Origin of the sequence: Achromobacter sp. RW408, assembly GCF_003184165.1 — a bacterium.
In the GTDB taxonomy this organism is placed as follows: Bacteria; Pseudomonadota; Gammaproteobacteria; order Burkholderiales; family Burkholderiaceae_B; genus Achromobacter; species Achromobacter xylosoxidans.
In genome coordinates, this window is record NZ_QHHO01000049.1 from 208,710 (window position 1) to 229,090 (window position 20,381).

The following is a 20,381-nucleotide window of genomic DNA, read 5'->3' on the forward strand; positions in this document are numbered from 1 at the left end:
CCGCCGCGGTCTCGGCGCCCGCCCCGCGCGCCGCCGACAACACGCCGGTGGCGCTGTGGTTCGGCCGCGATGAGGCGCTGCGCACGCAGATCAGCGTGCTGGGCGTGATCGCGGCCGGCCCCGACGGCGCCGCGGTCTTCAGCGTCGACGGGGGTCCGCCGCTGGCCTGGCGCGTCGGCGACGAGGTCGCGCCCGGCATCGTGCTCAAGAACATCGGCGCCGACGCCGTCACCGTCGAGCAAGGCGGCCGCGCCAGCCGCCTGGCCACGCCGGCCTCGCCCGCGCCCGATGGCGGCATCGCGCGCGCCGCGCCGTGAGCCGCGCGCCTCATATTGCTGTCATATTTCATGTCCACAATCGCACGCTTCTCACTGAAATACCGGAGTCGTGAAGTGCGCCAGTCATCGCGTGGGCTCGCCCGCCAGCAGGGTTTCACCCTGATCGAGATCATGGTGGTCATCGTGATCATGGGGATTCTCGCCGCCCTGATCGTGCCGCGCGTGCTCGATCGCCCCGACCAGGCGCGCCAGGTCGCCGCGCGCCAGGACATCGGCGGCATCATGCAGGCGCTCAAGCTGTACCGACTGGACAACGGCCGTTATCCGACCACCGCGCAAGGCCTGCGCGCGCTGGTGGAAAAGCCCGAGGGCGCCTCCAACTGGCGCGGCTACCTGGACAAGCTGCCCAACGACCCCTGGGGCCACCCCTACCAATACCTGAGCCCCGGCGTCAAAGGCGAAATCGACGTGTTCTCGTTCGGCGCCGACAACAAGCCCGGGGGAGAAGGCGGCGATGCCGACATCGGTTCGTGGGAACTCTGAGCGCGGTTTCACGCTAGTCGAAGTCATGGTGGTGCTGGTGATCGTCGCCATCGCCGCCAGCATGGTCAGCCTGTCCGTCGGCAAAGGCGCCGATCCGTTGCGCGACGATGCCCAACGGCTGCTCGACGCATTCACCGTGGCCGAAGGCGAGGCCCGCAGCGACGGCCGCGCCCTGCGCTGGTCGCCGGCCAGCGGCGGCTGGTCGTTCGAACGCGCCGGCCGCTCCGATGCGCCGACCGCGCAGGACGACAGGCCCCTGCCCATGGACCGGCTGGAACACGACGCGGCCCTGCGCCCGCAGTCCTGGCGCGCCGGCCAGGTGCAGTGGCGCCTGGATCCCGACCGCCCGCTGGTCTTCAACACCGAATGGGTCGCCGATCCATTCAGCCTGCGGCTGCGCGCGGGCGATTCGCATGTGACGCTGACGCGCGACGCCGCCGGACACTATGACATCCGCTGAATTGCCGCCCCTTCCCGCGCGCCGGCGCGGCCGCCAACGCGGCTTCACCCTGATCGAAGTGCTGGTGGCGCTGGCCATCATCGCCGTGGCGATGGGCGCCGCCCTGCGCGCAACCGGCGTCATGGCGGCCAACAACCGCGCCTTGCAGGACAAGACCCTGGCGCTGCTGGCGGCGCAGAATGCGCTGACCCAGCTGCGCCTGGAACAGACGCTGCCGCGGGCCGGCTCCCAGACCGTGGCCTGCCCGCAGGGCGGCCTGGCGCTGCAATGCGAACTGGTGTTCAGCAACTCGCTGAACCGCAGCTTCCGCCAGGTCTCCGTCAAAGTGCGCGACGGCGCCAACGGCGCGTCCCTGCTACAGCTGGACGGCCTCCTGTCGAGCCTGCGATGACACCTCGCCGCGTTGCCTCCCACGCCCAGGCCGGCTTCACCCTGATCGAAGTGCTGGTGGCGCTGGCGCTGATGGCGCTAGTCAGCCTGATGGCCTGGCGCGGCCTGGACAGCGTCTCCAGCGCGCGCGACTGGATCGCGCGGCAGGCCGACGACACCGATGCCATCGTCCGCGCGCTCGGCCAGATGGGGCGTGACGTGGAGATGGCCTACAACGGCCCCTCGTTCGCCGCCCCCGGCATCGACGCGCGGGTATTCACGTCCGGCGTGCGCCTGCTGCGCGGCGCGGCCGGCACGCAGATCCTTGAAATCCTGCGCCCCGACCCGGACGGCGACGGCCGCTGGCAACGGGTACAGTGGTCGGTGCGCCAGGACGGCCTGTGGCGCGCCAGCGGCGTGCCGGCCGAACAGGGGCCCCTGCCGCCGGTCAACGAGGGCGTGCTGCTGCTGTCCGGCGTGCGCGCGCTGACGCTGCGCGGCTGGGTGACAGGCACGGGCTGGTTGGACACGCGCGCGCCCTTCCCCGCCACGCCGGCCGGCATCGAGATCACCCTCGAGCGCGGCCCGGCCGGCGACCTGCGGCGCTACAGCCGCATCCTGGAGCTGCCATGAGGCCGTCCCTGCCGCGCGAACGCGGCGCCGCGGTGGTCAGCGCGCTGATCATCGTCGCCATCGTCGCCGCCTTGACCACCAGTCTGTTCCAGCGCCAGACCGCCAGCACCCGGCGCATCGAGAACGAAATGGCGCGCGTCCAGGCGCGCATGCTGCTGGCCGGCGGCATCGACTGGGCGCGCCTGGTGATACGCGACCATGGCCGGCGCGAATCCACCACCCGCGGCGACCAGATCTGGGCCACGCCGGTGCTGGACACCCGTATCGAGCGCCCGGGCGACGATCGCGTGGCGGTGTTCTCCGGCAAGGTGGAGGATGAACAGGGCAAGTACAACCTCGGCAACCTGGCCAGCCACGGCGCGCCCCAGCCCGAGCAGGAAAAGGTGCTGCGGCGCCTGCTGGGCGTGATGGGCCTGCCCGATACGCTCGCCGGCCGCATCATCGACATCATCGCCGCCAGCCAGCCGCCGGCGCCAACCGCCGGCGCGCCCATGCCGGCCCAGGGCGGCCAGACGCCGGACGCGCGCGCGCCGCAACCGCGCGGCATCGACGACGTCGCCGCCCTGCTGGGCCTCGAGCCGGCAGTGCGCGGCGAACTGCGACGCACCATGACGGTGCTGCCGGTCGCCACCAGCGTCAACGTCAATACGGCGCCGCCCGAAGTCATCGCCGCGCTGGTGCCGGGCCTGTCGCTCAGCCAGGCGCGCGCCCTGGCTGGCGAACGGGACCGCGGCAACTGGTTCAACAACAGCGGCGATTTCGCCAACCGGCTCGCCGCCACCGGCGTCAAGACGCCGGCCCCCGCGGTCGCCACCGCCAGCGGCTGGTTCCTGGCCAGCGGCGCCGTGGTCTACGAACGGGCCCGGGTATCGATGCAGGCCTTGATACGCAGCGCCCCGCCCACTGCGCCCGACACCATCTGGACGAGAGAGAACCCTTGAAAAATTCCTTGCGCATCGCGCTGGCCCCGCTCGCCGAACTCGGTCCCGGCTCGCCGCTGCCCTACGCCTGGTTCGACCGCCGCGGGCGCTGCGCGCGCCAGGGCGAACTGACGCTGCAGGCCCTGGGGCAGGCCTACCCCCAGGCCGCCTGTGAAGCCGTGCTGCATCCGAGCGACGTGATCGCCACCACGGTGCAACTTCCCGCCGTCGCCAAGGCGCGCTTGAATGCCGCCGTGCTCGGCGCGCTCGAACCGCTGGTGTTGAGCGACCTGGACGACCTGGCGATCGGCCACGGCCCGCGCGACGCCGATGGCAATGTGGCATTGGCCTGGGCCCCGCGCGAGCCCGTGCGCCGGGCCTGGAGCCTGCTGCACGCGCAGGGGCTGCGCGCCCACGCCCTGGTCGCGCCCCAGGCGCTGGCGCCGCACGAGGCCACGCCACTGCGCGACCCCGCGGACCCGCGCTGGCTGGCGCCGTCGCCATCCTGGTCGCTGGCCATGCCGCAACTGGCGCCTGCGCGCGTATCGCGCTGGCGCCCTGCCTGGCGCTGGAGCGCGATCGCCGCGGCGGTGTGGATCGGCGGACTGAACCTGCATGCGGCGCAATTGCGCGGCGAGGCCCAGGCCTTGCGCGACGGCATGCGCCGGCAAGTGCTGGCGGCCTTTCCCGAAGTGCCGGTGGTGCTCGACCCCGCCCGGCAGGCGCAACAGGGACTCGAGGCGCTGCAAAGCCGCCGCGGCGGCGCCCATGCCGGCGATTTCCTGCCGCTGGCGCGGGCCGCCGCCAAGACCCTGCCGTTTGCCGCCGACAACGTGGCGCAACTGGGCTACGCCGACCAGGCGCTGACGCTGCAATTGGCCGACAGCGGCGCCCAGGCGCAGCGCGTGGCCGAAACGCCCGCCTTGGTCAAGCAGGCGGCCGCCCAGGGCCTGAAGCTCGAGCGCGGCGACACCGACAACACCTGGCGCATCACGCGCACGCAACCATGAAGCCCATCGAACGCCTGAGCGCCGGCTGGCGCGCCGCCGTCCTTCCCCTGGCCCCCGCCGCCCGGCGCGCGCGCCAACGCTACCAGGCATTGGCCCCGCGCGAGCGGCTGCTGGTCAATGGCGCCGCCGCCCTGCTGGGCGCGGCCCTGGTGTTCACGGTGCTGATCGAACCGGCGCTGGATTCGGTGCGCAAGCTGCGCGACGAACTGCCGCGCCTGCGCGGCCAGGCCGCCATGGTGGCCGACCTGACCACGCAGGCCGCGACGCTGCGCGGCAAACGCACGGGCCCGGCCGCGACCCTGCCGACCGCGGCGGATATCGGCGCCAGCCTGGATCGCGCCGGGTTGCCGGCCGACCATTGGAAAGTAGCGCAGCCCGGTCCGGGCGACCGCATCACCGTGGCCGTGACCGAGATCCCGTCGTCGGCGCTGCTGCGGTGGCTGGAAAACACCGCCGGCGACTGGGGCCTGATGGTCAAGACGGTAGCCCTGACCCGCGCCACCAATGCCAACGGCCGGCCTTTGCCCGGCCTGGTGAACGGCAGCGTGACACTGGCCTTGCCCGGCCCGCAGGCGCGTTCCTGATGCGCCTGCCCCGCCTGCCCAAGCGCGCCGGCCTGGCGCTGGCCTGCGCCGCCAGCGCCCTGGTTTTCGGTGGCGCCGTACTGCCGGCCCGCTGGCTGCTGGCCCTGCAGCCGGACGATGCCCCGCTGGTCCTGGCGGATGCCGCCGGCACCCTCTGGAACGGCGCCGCCTGGATCGCGCTGGGTCCGCCCGGCGCGCGCCGCATGCTGCCGCAACCGCTGCATTGGCAATGGCGCTGGTCGTCGCTGACGCTGGAGCTGTCGCATCCGTGGCTGCAGGGGCCGCTACGCGCCGGCCTGGGCTGGGACGGCGTGGCCGTGTCGGCGCAATCGCTGCGGCTGCCGGCCACGGTGTTGCCAGCATTGGGCGCGCCCTGGAATACGCTGGCGCCCGAGGGCACGCTGGAAATCAGCTGGCAGGCATTGCGCCTGGGCGCCGCCCTGCCGCAAGCGCCCCTGGCCGAGTTGCGCTGGCGCGATGCGGCCACCGCCCTGTCGCCGGTGGCGCCCGTGGGCACCTATGTGCTGCGGGTGCGCGGCGACGGCCGCGCCGGCGCCACGCTGGCGCTCAGCACCGACAGCGGCCCGCTGGCGGTCACCGGCCAGGGCAGCCTCAACGCCCGTGGCGTGCGCTTCCAGGGCCAGGCCACCTTTGCCGCCGGCGCCACCGAGGCCGAACGCGGCGCGCTCGACGGCCTCATGTCCGCGCTGGGGCGGCGCAGCGACGACACGGTGGTCTTCGGCACCGGCAAATAGCGCCGGGATAGCCCCGGACGCCGGCCGCCGCGTTGCGCGCCGGCCACGTCGCGCCCAATACCGGACCGATTCACGTGCCGTCGCGCGCTCCCGCCACGGCCCTCGCGCAGTCCGCGCCACGCCCCGCCTGCCGGCACGCAGCCGGCCCGCGCGGCCATCCCGCGACCACACCGTAATCTCGGACCGGCTCGCGATTGACGCAAAAATTCATAAAACATAACGTTTTGAATTGTTTTTACCTTCGCCGTGTTGCTTCGCTCGCGCCATGCCACATTCCCCCGCCTCTCCCGCCGACGTCCCCTACACCCCTCTTTCGCCCGGCGCCGCGGCGCGCGGTCTCGCAACGGCCGGTTCCTGTATCAACTGACGCGCCATGGCCCGGGCTCGTCGCCCGTGGCGCCTGGCGCGTCGCTCCTGGAACCTGCCCATCAGATGCCCTGCGCCATGCCTTCCGTCTTTGCCCCCCGTACGCCGCTGCGCCTCGCCGTGCTGGCGGCGTCCCTGACCACCGCCTGGACCGCCCAGGCGCAGAATGTTGGAACCGCTGGCGTCCCTGCCCCCACACTGGCCCCGATCACCGTCATTGACCGCTCCAACCAGGGCTCGATGCGCCCCGGCGCATTGCGCGACGAACTGGTCAAGACCGAATCCATCAGCGAACGCGCCATCGCCAAGGCAGGCGCCACCAACGTCAACGAAGCGCTCGACAAGAATCCCGGCATCGCCGTCCAGGTCGAATGCTCGATCTGCAACGTACGCAACATCCTGCTCAACAACCTGCCGGGCCGCTACACCACGCTGATGATCGACGGCGTGCCGATCTTCTCCTCGGTGTCCTCGGCCTACGGACTGGACAGTGTCAGCGTCTATGGCGTCGAACGCATCGACGTGGCGCGCGGCGCCGGCGCCAGCCTGATCGCGCCCGAGGCGCTGTCCGGCTCGGTCAACATCGTCACCAAGCGCCCCACCGAGGCCGAGAACCGCGCCCGCGCGCAGATCGGCAGCTACGGCTCGCGCCAGGGCGACGCCTACCTGGCGCGGCCGTTCGAAGGCGGCGCCATCACCGCCACGCTCAACTACAACAAACACGATTCCGTCGACGCCGACCACAACGGCATCTCCGAATACACCGGCTACGACCGCCGGCTGGGCGGCATCGGCTTCTTCCTGGACGACGCCGGCGGCTTCAAGGTGCGCGGCCGGCTCGACGTGGTCAACGAAAAACGCGGCGGCGGCGCGCTCGGCACGGACTACTCCGCCATCAAGCACAGCACCACGGGCAATCCCTTCGACTGGCGCGGCGGCGTGCACGGCTCGCCCGACCGCGAAGGCTGGGTCAATCCGGCGGACGGCAGCGTCATGGCCTACGACGACGGCCGTGGCGGCATGTCCGAGATCATCTTCACCGACCGCGTGCAGTTCATCTCCACCGGCGAAAAGCGCTTCGGCGACAGCCTGCTGCGGCTGGCCGTGGGCGCGGCCGAGCACAAGCAGGACAGCTTCTACGAACTGGCCACCTACATCGCCCGCCAGAAGCAGTACTACGCCGAGGCCAGCTGGCAGACGCCCATCGCAGGCTGGTTGACCACCCTGGGCACCAACTTCCGCTACGAAGATTTGAGAAGCCACGGCAGCATGGAAGACGGCACGCCGGTACGCGGCGTCGACGACTACACCTACCGGACCCCGGCGCTGTTCCTGCAAGCCTATCGTTCCCTGTTCGATGACGCGCTTGAAATCAATGGCTCGGTGCGCTACGACCGCCACAACGTCTTCGGCGGCATCACCTCGCCGCGCCTGAACGCCCTATGGCACCACACCGAGCGGCTCTCCAGCCGCTTCAGCGTCGGCAAGGGGTTCCGCGCGCCCACCAGCTTCTTCGAGCAAGAACATGGCATCCTCAACACGATCCGCATCGATCGCCAGATCAGCAAGCCCGAGGAATCGCTCAACGCCAGCTATGCGCTGAACTACGCCGACGACCGGCTGGCCGTGACCGGGTCGTACAACTACAACCACATCAAGAATTTCGCGACGCTCGATCCCGACCAGACCGACGCCGACGGCAAGCCGATCACGGTGTTCGGCAGCGCCAGGCAGCCCGTCATCGTACAGGGTGTCGACGTGACGCTGTCCTACCTGGTCACGCCGGCGCTGACGGTCATGGCCGCCGCCGAGGGCTTCAACTACAGATTCCCGGCGGGTACGCTGATCTTCGCCCGTCCCAACGCCAAGGCCTATCTTGGCCTGGACTACGACCGCGGCGATCTCGACCTGAACGCCAAGCTGGTCTGGACTGGCCCGATGAACCTGCGCAAGTTCCACGACGACGGCTCGGGCCAGCAGGATCGCTACAACCTCGACGGCACGCCCAAGCGGGACAAGAGCCCGGGCTTCTTCACCCTGGATGTGCGCGGCGAGTACGCCATCAACAAGCATTTCACGGTCTACGCCGGGGTCGACAACGTGTTCGACTACAAGCAGTCGGACAAGGAAAGCCCGCTTTTCGTCAATGGCGACGGCGGCTTCGACGTGACCCAGCTGTGGGGGCCGAGCCGCGGGCGCTACCTGTACGCCGGCACCAAGCTGAGCTTCTGATGCGTCGATTGCTGCTGTGGCCATGCCTGGCGCTATGCGCCCCGCCCATCCTGGCGGGCGCCCAGCCGGCCGGCCGCCCGCAGGCGGGCCTGGCCTGGGATTTCTCGCTGCCGGCGCTGGACGGCGGCCGCTTCGTGCGGCTGTCGGACCAGCAAGGCCCGGTCCTGGTGAATTTCTGGAGCCGAGACTGCCCGCCCTGTGTCACCGAGTTGCCGCGCCTGCAAGCATTCGCCGACGCCCATCCCACGTGGACGGTGTTGCTGGTCAGCACCGATACCCCGGCCGCCGCCACCGAATTCGTCCGCGCCCATGCGATCACGCTGCCGGTGCTGCGCCCCGGCGGCAATGTCGCGGCCCTGATGCGCAGCGCCGGCAACCGCGTCGGCGCCCTACCCTTCACCGTGGCAACCCGGGCGGCCCGCGTCTGCGACGGACAGTTGGGCGCACTGTCAGCCACAGACCTGCGGCGCATCGCCGGCGCCTGCGCGGACGCGCGGGCGCCGGCCAAAGCGACGCCCTGAGCGCGCGCGATCACGCTCCGCCGCGCGCGGCTACGCGTCGCGGGTCACGCGCAGGATTTCCTCGGGCGAAGTCTCGCCGCTTTCCACCCAGCGCGCGCCGTCCTCGCGCATGCTGAGCATGCCGGCGGCGCTGGCGGCGCGGCGCAGTTCGCGCTCGTCGCTGCCTTCGTGGATCAAGCGGCGCGCCTCGTCGTCGACCGTGAACAATTCGTGGATGCCGGAACGACCCGCGTAGCCGGTGTGATTGCAGGCCTCGCAGCCCACCGGCTGGAACACCCGCGCGCCATCCTGCGTCGCCGGCTTCTTGCAGGCGGGGCACAGCTTGCGCACCAGCCGCTGCGCCAGCACGCCGAGCAGCGAGGACGACAGCAGGAACGGCTCCACCCCCATGTCGGTCAGGCGCGTCACCGCCGACACCGCGTCGTTGGTATGCAGCGTGGCCAGCACCAGGTGGCCGGTGAGCGAGGCCTGCACCGCGATCTGCGCGGTTTCGAGGTCGCGGATTTCACCGATCATGATGACGTCCGGGTCCTGCCGCAGGATCGCGCGCAGCGCCAGCGCGAAACTCATGTCGATCTTGGCGTTGACCTGCGTCTGGCTGATGCCAGCCAGGTCGTACTCGATGGGATCCTCGACGGTCAGGATATTGGTGGTGGCGGCGTCCAGCCGGCTCAACGCCGCATACAGCGTGGTGGTCTTGCCGCTGCCGGTGGGTCCGGTCACCAGCACGATGCCGTGCGGCTGGCGGATCAGGCGATCGAGCTGGCGCAGCACGCCCGGCGCCATGCCCAGCTTTTCCAGCTGCAGCCGGCCGGCCTCCTTGTCCAGCAGGCGCAGCACCGCCCGTTCGCCGTGGCCGGTCGGCAGGGTCGACACGCGCACGTCGATCGGACGGCCGCCCACCCGCAACGCGATGCGGCCATCCTGCGGCAGGCGCTTTTCGGCGATGTCCAGGTGTGCCATGATCTTGATGCGCGAAATCAACGCCGCATGCAGTGCCTTGCGCGGCGACACCACGTCGCGCAGCGTGCCGTCGACGCGGTAGCGCACCACCGAATGGGTCTCGAACGGTTCGATGTGGATATCGCTGGCGCCATCGCGCGCGGCCTGGGCGAACAGCGCGTTGATCATGCGGATCACCGGCGCGTCGTCCTGCGCGTCCAGCAGGTCGGCCACCTCCGGCATGTCCTGCAGCAGGCGGTCCAGGTCGATCTCGTTTTCGGCCACGCCCATCACCGAGGCGGCGTCCTCGGCGTGGCTGTAGGCCGCCGCCAGCAATGTCTCAAGCGCCTCGTCGTCCACCTGCGCCACGGCGATGTCGCCGTGGCAGCGCCGGATCTCGCGCACCGCCCATTCCGGCGTGCGCGGGCTCACGGTCAGTTGCGCATGGCCGGCGCGCAGCGACAGCACCGCCCGCTGCGCCCGCGCCCACGCGTACGGCAAGGGATGCGCGCTCATAGGTGCGACACCAGCTCGCCCTTGAAGCCCAGCTCGCGCAGCAGCGCGGTGGCCGTGGAGATGGTGCCGGGGTCCTTGGACACCTGGCTGCGCACCACATAGCCCATGCCGCCTGGACCGGTCTGCACATAGGCCTGCAGGCCGCTGGCCTGGACCCGCTGGGCAATGCGATCGGCTTCGCCGCGGGTCTTGACCGAGGCGAACTGCAGGGTCGCGCTGGTGGTGTCGGCTTCGCCGTAGAGCGAGGCGGGATCGCGCGCCACGCTCACGCCCAGCGGCAGGTTGGCGCGGATCGGCAGCGACGGATCGCTGGTCTGGGGCGCCGCCGGATACTGGCGCACCGCGAACGACTCGACCGTGGCGGGCGGCGGCCGCCGCATCGTTTCGGCCAGTTGCTCGGGCCGCATGTCATAGACGTTGTTGGACACCGACGGCGCCGAGCCCGGCGGCGGCAGCATCGGCGCCTGCATGTTGGGCAGCAGCCAATGATTGCCCGGCTGCGCGCCGCCCTGGGCGCGGCGCATGTAGTCGTAGCGGTCCATCGTCACGCTGGCGCTCTGGCGCGCGTCGCGCACCACGTAGGGACGCAGGAACACCATCAGGTTGGTCTTGGTGCGCTTGCGGCTGTCGTACTTGAACAGCGAACCCAGCACCGGAATCGAGCTCAGGCCCGGCACGTTGTTGGAGGTCAGCGTCACGTTGTCTTCGAGCAGGCCGCCCAGCACGATGATCTGGCCGTCATCGATCAGCACGCTGGTATCGATGGCGCGCTTGTTGGTGACGATGCCCGTGGTGGCCGACGAACGGCTCTCGTCGATGCTGCTGACTTCCTGGTAGATGTCGAGCTTGACCGCGCCGCCCTCGGAGATCTGCGGCCGGATGTTCAGCTTCAGGCCGACGTCCTCGCGCTGGATGGTCTGGAACGGGTTGTTGTTGTTGCCGCCGTTGGTGACGTACTGGCCGGTCACGAACGGCACCGTCTTGCCCACCAGGATGCTGGCGGACTGGTTGTCCAGCGTCAGCAGGTTCGGCGTGGACAGAATGTTGGCCTCGCCGGTGTTCTGCATCGCGCGCGCCAGCACGCCCAGGTTGATGACCTTGTTGCCCAGCACGTCCACCGTGCCCTTGACCACGCCCAGGCTCAGGCCGCTGCCGAGCGCGTCGATCGAGGTGGGGCCGGTGCCCGTCAGGCCGCTGCCGCCCAGGTTGGTGCCGCCGATGAAGCTGGTGCCGCCGCTGTTGATGTTGCCGGCGCCGGTCATCCACTGGATGCCGAATTCGGCCGCCGCCTGCTCGCTGACCTCGACAATCAGGCTTTCCACCAGCACCTGCGCGCGGCGCTGGTCGAGCTGGTCGATCACTTCGCGCAGGCTGCGGTACAGCGGCTCCGGCGCGGCGATGATCAGCGAGTTGGTGGCCGGATCGGCCTGGATGGTGGCGCCCCCCGCGGAATACGACACCGCCTGGTTGCCGGAATCGTCGCGCGCGATGCGCTCCTGGTCGCCCGACAGGCCGCCCTTGGCGTTGCCGGACGCATTCGTCGAGCTGGACATGCCCAGGCCGGTGCCGGTATTGCCGCCGGAACCCTGGGGCGACCGGTTGCCGCCGGCCTGGCCGGGACCGCCGCCGGCGCCACCCGAGGGATTGACTCCCGGCGCCGAATTGGCCTGGCCGGCCAGCAAGCCGCCCAGGACTTCGGCGATACGGGTGGCCTGGGCGTTGCGCATGTAGACCACGTGCAGATTGCCCGCGCGGTTCTGCTGCGCATCCAGCTTCATGATCAGGTCCCGCGCCAGCCGGGTGCGCGCCGGACTGCCCGCGCGGATCAGGACGCTGTTGCTGCGCGGGTCCGCCACCACCGCGATGCGCTGCGTCGGATCGCTGCTCTGCGTATCCAGCAGCTGCGAGGCCAGGATGGCGATGTCGGACGCGATGCCCGAACGGATCGGCACCACATCGGTGTCGATCGAACTGGGCACATCGATACGGGCGATCACCGCCGCGATGCGGTCCAGGTTGTCGGCGTAGTCGGTCACCACCAGCGTGTTGTTGCCCGGATACGCATTGATCGGGTTGTTGGGCGGCACCATCGGGCGCAGCACCGGCACCAGGTTGGCCGCGTTCTCGTACTTCAGCGGGAATACGCGCGTCAGCATCTCGCCGCTGTTGCCCGATGCGCCACGCGCGAACGCCGCCACCGGCACCGGCCCCTTGGCCGCGCCGGCCGGGGTGGCCGCCGGGCGCGGATCGCCCACCACCGCGCTGCCCTGCAGCTTGGCATCGGCCTCTGGCACCACCCGCGTCACGCCGTCCACCTCGACGATCGCAAAGCCCTGCAGCCGCAGCGCGCCGGTAAGCATCGACAGCGCCTGGCCGCTATCGACCGGCCGGTCGGACACCAGCGTGAGCTTGCCCTTCACGCGCGGATCCACCAGGAAATTGCGCTTGGTGAACAACGACAGCGCACGCAGCACGGCGGGGATGTCCGTGTCGACGAAGTTCAGGCTGACGCGATTGTCCGCCTGTTGAGCATGGGCCTGGTTGGCCGCGGGTCCGAGTTGGCTTGCCGCGAGCAAAACCGCTAGGCTGAGTTGCGCGATATGACGCATGACGGGATGTGCCTGAGACGTGAAGTCGTGTGAAAAAACGTGAAAGCGCGTCGGAGTATACGGGGTGACACTGCAACACTACGGTCATAATCCAAAGGCAAGGTGACGGGCTGCAAAGCCTTGATTTACGGGCCTTTGCGCCGATCGGCGCGGGGCCCGAACCACCTCCCACCATGCCATCCTTTCGTTACGAAGCGACTGACGCGCTCGGCAAAATCGTGCACGGCACGATCGACGCCGACAGCGAGCGCGGCGCCCGCAACCAGCTGCGCGGCCGCGGCCTGCTGCCCCTGTCGACCTCTCCCGCCGCGCGCGCCGAAGGCCTGGGCGCCGCCCTGCGCACGCGCCTGTCCGACGCCGACCTGGCCTGGCTCACGCGCCAGCTCGCCAGCCTGCTCGCCGCCCGCCTGCCGCTGGACGCCGCGCTCGGCGCCACGCTCGAACAGGCCGAGAAAAAGCACATCGCCGCCACGCTCGAAGGCGTGCGCGACGATGTGCGCGCCGGCCATCGCCTGTCCACCGCGCTGGCCTCGCGTCCGCGCGATTTCCCCGAGATCTACCGCGCCCTGATCGGCGCCGGCGAGGAATCCGGCGACCTGGCGCAGGTCATGGAAAAACTGGCCGACTACATCGAGGAACGCAATACGCTGCGCAGCAAAGTCATGACGGCGTTCATCTACCCCGCCGTGGTCGCCTGCGTCTCCGTCATCATCGTGGTCTTCCTGCTGGGCTACGTGGTGCCGCAGGTGGTGTCCGCCTTCAACCACGCCAAGCAGCAGCTGCCGCTGCTGACCCGCATCATGCTGGCGCTGTCCGACTACGTGCGCGAATGGGGCCTGGCCACCGGCGCCGTCATCGCGCTGGCCATCGTGCTGTGGCGTTACTCCCTGCGCGTGCCCGCCGCCCGCCGCGCCTGGCACGCCCGCGTCCTGCGCCTGCCCCTGGCCGGCCGCTTCGTCCTCGGCGTCAACGCCGCCCGCTTCGCCTCGACCCTGGCCATCCTCTGCGGCAGCGGCGTCGCCCTGCTCACCGCCCTCGAAGCCGCCCGCCGCACCCTCGGCAACGACGTCCTGCGCGGCGCCGTCGACGAAGCCGCGGCCCGCGTGCGCGAAGGCGCCTCGCTATCGGCCTCGCTGGCCGCGCAGAAAGCCTTCCCCTCGCTCCTCATCCACCTCATCGCCAGCGGCGAAAAGACCGGCCAGCTCCCCGAATTGCTGGACCGCGGCGCCCAGAACCTGTCCCGCGACCTCGAACGCCGCGCCATGGCCATGACCGCCCTGCTCGAACCCGCCCTCATCCTGCTGATGGGCGGCTTCGTCCTGCTGATCGTGCTGGCCGTGATGATGCCGATCCTGGAAATGAATCAACTGATCCGCTAGACGCACAAAAGGAAAAGGCCCGCGTCCACCCGCGGGCCTCGGAGAGTCGATGACGGACGCCAACAGGGGCGGCGGCCAACCGCTAAACATTCACGACGAACAACACGCAAACCATCAGGCAAAACGCGCATCAAAGACGCCGCCAGTCAAAGCCGCAGCCACTCCCCCTCTCTACCCCAGCGCGAAGCGACACCGGTCGACGCCTGCCACCGCGTATGCCCGAGGCGGCCGCCCGCGCGGCCGTCTCGGGCGGGCCCCGCAAGTCCTCCGCAGGCAGTCGCCGCAGGCGACAACGAAGATGACGAAGGGGCAGTCCGGAGCGAACGCTCCGGACCGCAATCGTTGGCGCCCGCACCCGTCGCGTCAGCGCGCCGGGCGGCCCAAGAACACAACACCTGCCAAAAAAACTTCGGGGAGACCATAACGATCCCCCCGACAGTCAACCCAAAACCGAATCCAGCGCAAATTCAAAGCGCCTCTTCGTCGCTCTCCCCCGTCCGAATCCGGATGGCCTGTTCCACCGGCGTCACGAAGATCTTGCCATCCCCGATCTTGCCGGTACGGGCCGCCTTCACCACCGCCTCGATCGCTGCCTCGACCTGGTCATCCGGCAGCACCACCTCGACGCGGATCTTCGGCAGGAAATCCACCACGTATTCCGCCCCGCGGTAAAGCTCGGTATGCCCCTTCTGGCGCCCGAACCCCTTCACTTCGGTCACGGTCAGCCCGCTGACGCCGACCTCGGCCAGCGCTTCGCGGACTTCGTCGAGCTTGAAGGGTTTGATGATGGCGGTGACTTGTTTCACGTTGGTCGTCCTGATTGTTCGATCTGTTGCGGCGCCCCGGGGTACATATCGGACCAGGGCACGATGATTGAGAGAATACCACCGGCGCCCGGCCCGCCAAGCCCGGCGTCTCGCCTGCCGGGAAAACCCGCAGACCGGTCAGGCCGGCGGCGTCTGGTCGGGAATCCGGTCCGCGTCGCGCATCCACACCACCGACTCGGAATCGCTCGGCGCGCGCCAGTCGCCACGCGGCGACAGCGACCCGCCCGAGCCCACCTTGGGCGCGTTCGGCACGCAAGTGCGCTTGAACTGGCTGAGACGGAAGAACCGGTCCAGGAAGATCTTCAGGTTGCGCTTGATGGCCGCCAGGTCGTACTGGTTGCGCGCCACGTGGCCGCCTTCCGGCCAGGCGCCGGCATCGCGGTCGCGCCAGGCCGCCAACGCCAGGAACGCCACCTTGGTCGGCGCGAAACCGTAGCGCAGCGTGTAGTACAGGTTGAAATCCTGCAGCTCGTAGGGCCCGATCGTGTCTTCGCTCTTCTGGGTCGGCTTGCCGTCGTCGCCGCCCGGCACCAGTTCGGGGCTGACATCCGTGCCCAGCACGTCCAGCAGCACCGCCGCGCCCGCCTCGCCCAGGCGGCCGGATTCGGCCACCCAGCGCACCAGATGCGTGATCAGCGTCTTGGGCACGCTGGCGTTGACGCTGTAATGGGACATGTGGTCGCCCACGCCATAGGTGCACCAGCCCAGCGCCAGCTCGCTCAGGTCGCCCGTGCCGATGACGATGGCGTTGTTGAAATTGGCGATGCGGAACAGGTGGTTGGTGCGCTCGCCGGCCTGCACATTCTCGAACGTGATGTCGTACACCGGCTGGCCATCGGCATAGGGATGGCCGAGGTCCTTGAGCATCTGCAGGCAGCTGGGGCGGATGTCGACCTCGGAGGCCGTGCAGCCCACCACCGCCATCAGCTGGCGCGCCTGCTGCAGGGTGCGCGTGCTGGTGGCAAAACCCGGCATGGTCACGGCCAGGATGTTGGCGCGCGGCAGCCCCAGCGTGTCCATGGCCTGGGCGCAGACCAGCAGCGCGTGGGTCGAATCCAGCCCACCCGAGATGCCGATGACCACCTTGGACATGCCGCTGGCCGAGAGCCGCTGCGCCAGCGCCTGCACCTGGATGTTGTAGACCTCCTTGCAGCGCTCGTCGCGGCGCCGGGGGTCGGCCGGCACGTACGGAAAGCGCGCCACGCGCCGCTCCAGCGGCAGCTCGGCATCCTCCAGCGGCGCCGCGACCGGCACCGGCACCTGGCGGAACTTGCGCACTTCATCGCGGTGGCGCCGCGCCGACTGGCCGAAGGTGGTCTGGTGCATGCGCTCGCGCGACAGGCGCTCCAGGTCGACGTCGGCAAACAGCAGGTGCGACTCGTTCAGAAAGCGCTCGGACTCGCCCAGCAGCTCGCCGTTTTCGTAGATCAGCGCCTGGCCGTCCCAGGCCAGGTCGGTGGACGACTCGCCGCGGCCAGCCGAGGTGTACATGTAGGCCGCCAGGCAGCGCGCCGACTGCTGCGCCACCAACTGGTGGCGGTAGGCCGACTTGCCGACCACGATGTTCGAGGCCGACAGGTTCACCAGCACCGTGGCGCCGGCCAGCGCCGCGAACGAGGACGGCGGGATCGGCACCCAGACGTCTTCGCAGATCTCGACGTGGAACTGGAACAGCGGCAGCTTCTCCATCTGGAACAGCAGCTCGGGGCCGAACGGCACCGTCTGGTCCAGCAGGCGGATCTCGGTGGCGACGGCGCAATCGGCCGCGCTGAACTGGCGCGCTTCGTAGAATTCGCTGTAGTTGGGCAGGAAACTCTTGGGCACCACGCCCAGGATGCGGCCGCCGGCGATGACCACGGCGCAGTTGTACAGCTGGTGCGCCACCCGCAGCGGCGCGCCGACGATGACGGCGATATCCAGCTCGGCCGTGGCCCGCGCCACCTGGTCCAGCGCCGCCTCGCAGGCGTCCAGGAGGGCCTTCTGGTGGAACAGGTCGTCGCAGGTATAGGCCGACAGGCCCAGTTCGGGGAACGCCACCAGCACGGCGCCGCCCTGGGCCGCCTGCTGCGCCAGCGCGATGGTCTGCGCGGCGTTGAAGGCCGGGTCCGCGACCTTGCACTCGGGCACGCCCACGGCGACCCGGGCGAAGCCATGGGAATACAGGTTGAAGAACGGGTTCGACATCGGATCCATCGCCTGGGGCGCCTTGATACGGAACTGCACGAAACGGGCCTGCTGCAGGCCCTGGGAATCCTACCGGGCGATTATCTCACGGCGTCATGCGCCGGACGGCGGCGCCAGACGCTCAGGATCGGCCCGGTGATGCGCGCCTTCGGCAGCCATCGCGGCCTGGACGGCGCCCTCGCGCAGGTAGTTGCCCATGGCGCCGATGTCCGCGCCGGACGGCTGCTGGTACAGCCGCAGGCCCAGTTCCGGCAGGATCGCCAGCAGATGATCGAAGATGTCGCCCTGGATGCGCTCGTACTCGACCCAGGCGGTGACGGCGGTGAAGCAATAGACCTCGACCGGGATGCCGTCGGCGGTGGGTTCCATCATGCGCACCATCATCGCCATGTCCTGGCGCACCTCGGGGTTCTGCTTCAGGTAGGCCAGGCCGTAGGCGCGGAAGGTGCCAATGTTGGTCAGGCGGCGACGGTTGGCCGGCACGCTGGCCAGCTCGCCCATGGTCTGGTTGGCCTGGGCGATGTCCTGGGTCTTGACCCGCAGGTAGTCGTGCAGCAGCCGGAAGCGCATCAGCCGCTGGGCCTCGTCGTCGGTCAGAAAGCGCACGCTGCTGGCGTCGATGCGCAGGGTGCGCTTGATGCGCCGGCCGCCCGATTCGAACATGTGGCGGTAGTTGCGGTAGCTTTCCGAGAACAGCTTGTAGGTCGGCACCGTGGTGACGGTGTTGTCCCAGTTCTGCACCTTGACCGTATGCAGGGCGATGTCCTTGACGAAGCCGTCGGCGTTGGACTGCGGCATCTCGATCCAGTCGCCGATGCGCAGCATGTCGTTGCTGGTGAGCTGGGTGCTGGCCACCAGCGACAGCAGCGTGTCCTTGAACACCAGCAGCAGCACCGCCGACAGCGCGCCCAGGCCGGAGATCATCCACAGCGGCGAGCGGTCGATCAGGATCGACAGCACCAACACGGTGCACACCGCCATCAGGATCAGCTTGCTGATCTGGATATAGCCCTTGATCGAGCGCGTCTGCGCCCGGGTGGTGGCCGAATAGGTGTCCTGCCAGGCGCTCAGCACCCCGGAAAACGCCACGAACACGCAGATCCAGGCGCCGGCGTGGGCCAGCCGCCCGACCAGCGTGACGGCCTTCTCGACGTGCGGCACCAGGTCGATGCCCACCGACACTACCGCGAACGGCACCGCGTACCACAGGTTCTGGTAGGCGCGGCGGCGCTGCAGGGCCTTGTCCCAGTCTTCGTGGCCGCTGACCACCAGCAGCCGGTGCGCCAGCAGCAGCACCACCCGCGCGACCACCCACTGGACGAACAACGCCGTCAGGATCAGCACGCCGATGCCGACCAGCGTTTGCGCCCACGGCTGGTGCGGCATATAGGTATCGAGTTCGGTGGCCAGCTGTTCCCATTCCATGGGCATAGGTCGTGTGCTCTCTTCTAACAACGTGGGGGGATGGCGTCATCCGGCATCCGGGGCGTACGGAGCCCGCCGCGACCGGATATGACCCTGAATTATCCGACAACTCGCGCCGGCGCAGGTTTCCAGCCGCAACAACGGCAGGCGCGGCCCGTGGCGCCGGGATTCGTCAGCCGCCCGGGGCAGGCCCTATAATCCCCGCCATCATGGCAAACACTCCCTCCCCCGATCAAAACCAGTTCGCCAACAAGGCGCAGGCCTGGTCCGCCCGGTTCTCGGAACCGGTTTCCGAACTCGTCAAACGCTACACGGCGTCCGTGGACTTCGACAAGCGCCTGGCGCGCGTCGACATCCAGGGTTCGCTGGCGCACGCCGACATGCTGGCGGCCCAGGGCATCATCGGCGCCCAGGACCTGGCCGACATCCAGCGCGGCATGACCCAGATCCTGTCGGAAATCGACGCCGGCAGCTTCCAGTGGCTGCTCGACCTCGAAGACGTGCACCTGAACATCGAGAAGCGCCTGGTCGAGCTGGTCGGCGATGCCGGCAAGCGCCTGCACACCGGCCGTTCGCGCAACGACCAGGTGGCCACCGACATCCGCCTGTGGCTGCGCGGCGAAATCGACACCCTGATCGACCTGCTGCGCCAGCTGCGCCACGCGCTGGCCACGGTGGCGCTGGACAACGCCGCCACCATCATGCCGGGCTTCACCCACCTGCAGGTGGCCCAGCCCGTCACGTTCGGCCACCACCTGCTGGCCTACGCCGAGATGTTCGGCCGCGACGCCGAGCGCCTGGCCGACTGCCGCCGCCGCGTCAACCGCCTGCCGCTGGGCGCCGCCGCCCTGGCCGGCACCTCGTTCCCGATCGACCGCGAACGCGTCGCCAAGACGCTGGGCTTTGACGGCGTCTGCCGCAACTCGCTCGACGCCGTCTCCGACCGCGACTTCGCCATCGAGTTCTGCGCCGCCGGCGCGCTCATCATGACGCACGTCTCGCGCCTGTCCGAAGAACTGGTGCTGTGGATGAGCCCGCGCGTCGGCTTCATCGACCTGGCCGACCGCTTCTGCACCGGCAGCTCGATCATGCCGCAGAAGAAGAACCCCGACGTGCCCGAACTGGCGCGGGGCAAGACCGGCCGCGTCAACGGCAACCTGGTCGCCCTGCTGACCCTGATGAAGGGCCAGCCCCTGGCCTACAACAAGGACAACCAGGAAGACAAGGAAGGCCTGTTCGACACCGTCGACACCGTGCGCGACACGCTGACGATCTTCGCCGACATGGCCGCCGGCATCAAGGTCAAGGCCGACAACATGCGCGCCGCCGCGCTGCAGGGCTTCGCCACCGCCACCGACCTGGCCGACTACCTGGTCAAGCGCGGCGTGCCGTTCCGCGACGCCCACGAAGTGGTGGCCCACGCCGTGCGCGACTGCGAACAGCGCGGCTGCGACCTGGCCGACCTGTCGCTGGATGAGCTCAAGGCCTATCACCCGACCATCGGCGACGACGTGCACCAGGTGCTGACGCTGGAAGGCTCGGTGGCCGCGCGCAAGCACGTGGGCGGCACCGCCCCCGAGCGCGTGGCCGAGGAAGCCCGCCGCGTGCTGCAGGAGACGGCGGCGCAGTAAGCCCGCGGTTCCCTTGCTCTAAAACAGGCGGCCCCGGATTTCCGGGGCCGTTTTCTTTTGTGGCCACGCTACGCAAATGACCTGTCACGGCGTGTCATTCCTCGTTTCCGATCTCGCACGAGCGGCGGGGACGGGTTCGCTATGATGGGCGCTTTTCCACTCAGCCCCTCCCCCATGCCAGCCCTGCGCGCGTCCTG

The 20,381-nt window shown here is 69.6% G+C and carries 18 protein-coding genes; 13 read left to right on the forward strand and 5 right to left on the reverse strand.

Annotation, left to right across the window (positions count from 1 at the left end):
• From DK459_RS20440 to DK459_RS20490, 11 genes are all read left to right on the forward strand, one after another.
• Positions 1 to 317 (forward strand): general secretion pathway protein GspC (locus DK459_RS20440; protein ID WP_110135247.1); only part of this gene is annotated, 317 nt, incomplete at its 5' end.
• A 75-nt stretch (positions 318 to 392) separates the two neighbouring features.
• Complete coding sequence (gspG, locus tag DK459_RS20445) at positions 393 to 821, forward strand: type II secretion system major pseudopilin GspG (protein WP_020927290.1); 429 nt, start codon at positions 393 to 395, stop codon at positions 819 to 821.
• Positions 793 to 1,281 (forward strand): type II secretion system minor pseudopilin GspH, encoded by a 489-nt coding sequence (gspH, locus tag DK459_RS20450; RefSeq protein ID WP_006387454.1) that lies wholly within the window; start codon positions 793 to 795, stop codon positions 1,279 to 1,281. Before gspG ends, gspH begins: the two co-directional genes overlap by 29 nt.
• On the forward strand, positions 1,268 to 1,672 hold the full coding sequence (gene gspI / locus DK459_RS20455) for a type II secretion system minor pseudopilin GspI (RefSeq protein WP_006387453.1): 405 nt from the start codon (positions 1,268 to 1,270) through the stop codon (positions 1,670 to 1,672). Before gspH ends, gspI begins: the two co-directional genes overlap by 14 nt.
• Positions 1,669 to 2,283 carry a prepilin-type N-terminal cleavage/methylation domain-containing protein gene (locus DK459_RS20460; protein WP_006387452.1) on the forward strand — a complete coding sequence of 205 codons (615 nt, stop codon included), beginning with the start codon at positions 1,669 to 1,671 and terminating at the stop codon, positions 2,281 to 2,283. The genes gspI and DK459_RS20460 overlap by 4 nt, the downstream gene beginning before the upstream one ends.
• Entirely contained in the window at positions 2,280 to 3,224 is a 945-nt protein-coding gene (gene gspK / locus DK459_RS20465) for a type II secretion system minor pseudopilin GspK (RefSeq protein ID WP_024068601.1), read from the forward strand. The genes DK459_RS20460 and gspK overlap by 4 nt, the downstream gene beginning before the upstream one ends.
• Positions 3,221 to 4,213 carry a type II secretion system protein GspL gene (gene gspL / locus DK459_RS20470; RefSeq protein ID WP_058207296.1) on the forward strand — a complete coding sequence of 331 codons (993 nt, stop codon included), beginning with the start codon at positions 3,221 to 3,223 and terminating at the stop codon, positions 4,211 to 4,213. Before gspK ends, gspL begins: the two co-directional genes overlap by 4 nt.
• Positions 4,210 to 4,797, forward strand: a complete 588-nt coding sequence (gene gspM / locus DK459_RS20475; protein ID WP_110135029.1) for a type II secretion system protein GspM — start codon at positions 4,210 to 4,212, stop codon at positions 4,795 to 4,797. Before gspL ends, gspM begins: the two co-directional genes overlap by 4 nt.
• On the forward strand, positions 4,797 to 5,552 hold the full coding sequence (gene gspN, locus DK459_RS20480) for a type II secretion system protein N (RefSeq protein WP_038503329.1): 756 nt from the start codon (positions 4,797 to 4,799) through the stop codon (positions 5,550 to 5,552). Before gspM ends, gspN begins: the two co-directional genes overlap by 1 nt.
• Before the next feature lie 444 nt (positions 5,553 to 5,996).
• Complete coding sequence (locus DK459_RS20485) at positions 5,997 to 8,150, forward strand: TonB-dependent siderophore receptor (protein WP_054472553.1); 2,154 nt, start codon at positions 5,997 to 5,999, stop codon at positions 8,148 to 8,150.
• Positions 8,150 to 8,671 (forward strand): TlpA disulfide reductase family protein, encoded by a 522-nt coding sequence (locus DK459_RS20490; protein ID WP_054438931.1) that lies wholly within the window; start codon positions 8,150 to 8,152, stop codon positions 8,669 to 8,671. Before DK459_RS20485 ends, DK459_RS20490 begins: the two co-directional genes overlap by 1 nt.
• Positions 8,672 to 8,701: 30 nt before the next feature.
• Here the strand turns inward: DK459_RS20490 and gspE are convergent, their stop codons facing one another.
• Together gspE and gspD are read right to left on the reverse strand one after the other, a co-directional pair.
• Positions 8,702 to 10,129 carry a type II secretion system ATPase GspE gene (gspE, locus tag DK459_RS20495; RefSeq protein WP_020927279.1) on the reverse strand — a complete coding sequence of 476 codons (1,428 nt, stop codon included), beginning with the start codon at positions 10,127 to 10,129 and terminating at the stop codon, positions 8,702 to 8,704.
• On the reverse strand, positions 10,126 to 12,738 hold the full coding sequence (gspD, locus tag DK459_RS20500; RefSeq protein ID WP_110135030.1) for a type II secretion system secretin GspD: 2,613 nt from the start codon (positions 12,736 to 12,738) through the stop codon (positions 10,126 to 10,128). The genes gspE and gspD overlap by 4 nt, the downstream gene beginning before the upstream one ends.
• A 173-nt stretch (positions 12,739 to 12,911) precedes the next feature.
• On the opposite strand from gspD, the gene gspF reads away from it, so the two are divergent.
• Entirely contained in the window at positions 12,912 to 14,117 is a 1,206-nt protein-coding gene (gene gspF / locus DK459_RS20505) for a type II secretion system inner membrane protein GspF (protein ID WP_020927277.1), read from the forward strand.
• Between the two features lie 467 nt (positions 14,118 to 14,584).
• Here gspF and DK459_RS20510 read toward each other — a convergent pair whose 3' ends face one another.
• From DK459_RS20510 to DK459_RS20520, 3 genes are all read right to left on the reverse strand, one after another.
• On the reverse strand, positions 14,585 to 14,923 hold the full coding sequence (locus DK459_RS20510; protein ID WP_006386376.1) for a P-II family nitrogen regulator: 339 nt from the start codon (positions 14,921 to 14,923) through the stop codon (positions 14,585 to 14,587).
• A gap of 138 nt (positions 14,924 to 15,061) precedes the next feature.
• The gene (locus DK459_RS20515) at positions 15,062 to 17,128 is read right to left on the reverse strand and encodes an NAD(+) synthase (protein WP_054499910.1); all 2,067 of its coding nucleotides are present in this window, start codon (positions 17,126 to 17,128) and stop codon (positions 15,062 to 15,064) included.
• 93 nt (positions 17,129 to 17,221) lie between these two features.
• Entirely contained in the window at positions 17,222 to 18,553 is a 1,332-nt protein-coding gene (locus DK459_RS20520; RefSeq protein ID WP_049053945.1) for a mechanosensitive ion channel family protein, read from the reverse strand.
• A 209-nt stretch (positions 18,554 to 18,762) separates the two neighbouring features.
• On the opposite strand from DK459_RS20520, the gene argH reads away from it, so the two are divergent.
• Entirely contained in the window at positions 18,763 to 20,184 is a 1,422-nt protein-coding gene (gene argH, locus DK459_RS20525) for an argininosuccinate lyase (RefSeq protein ID WP_020927273.1), read from the forward strand.
• Positions 20,185 to 20,381 lie beyond the last annotated feature (197 nt).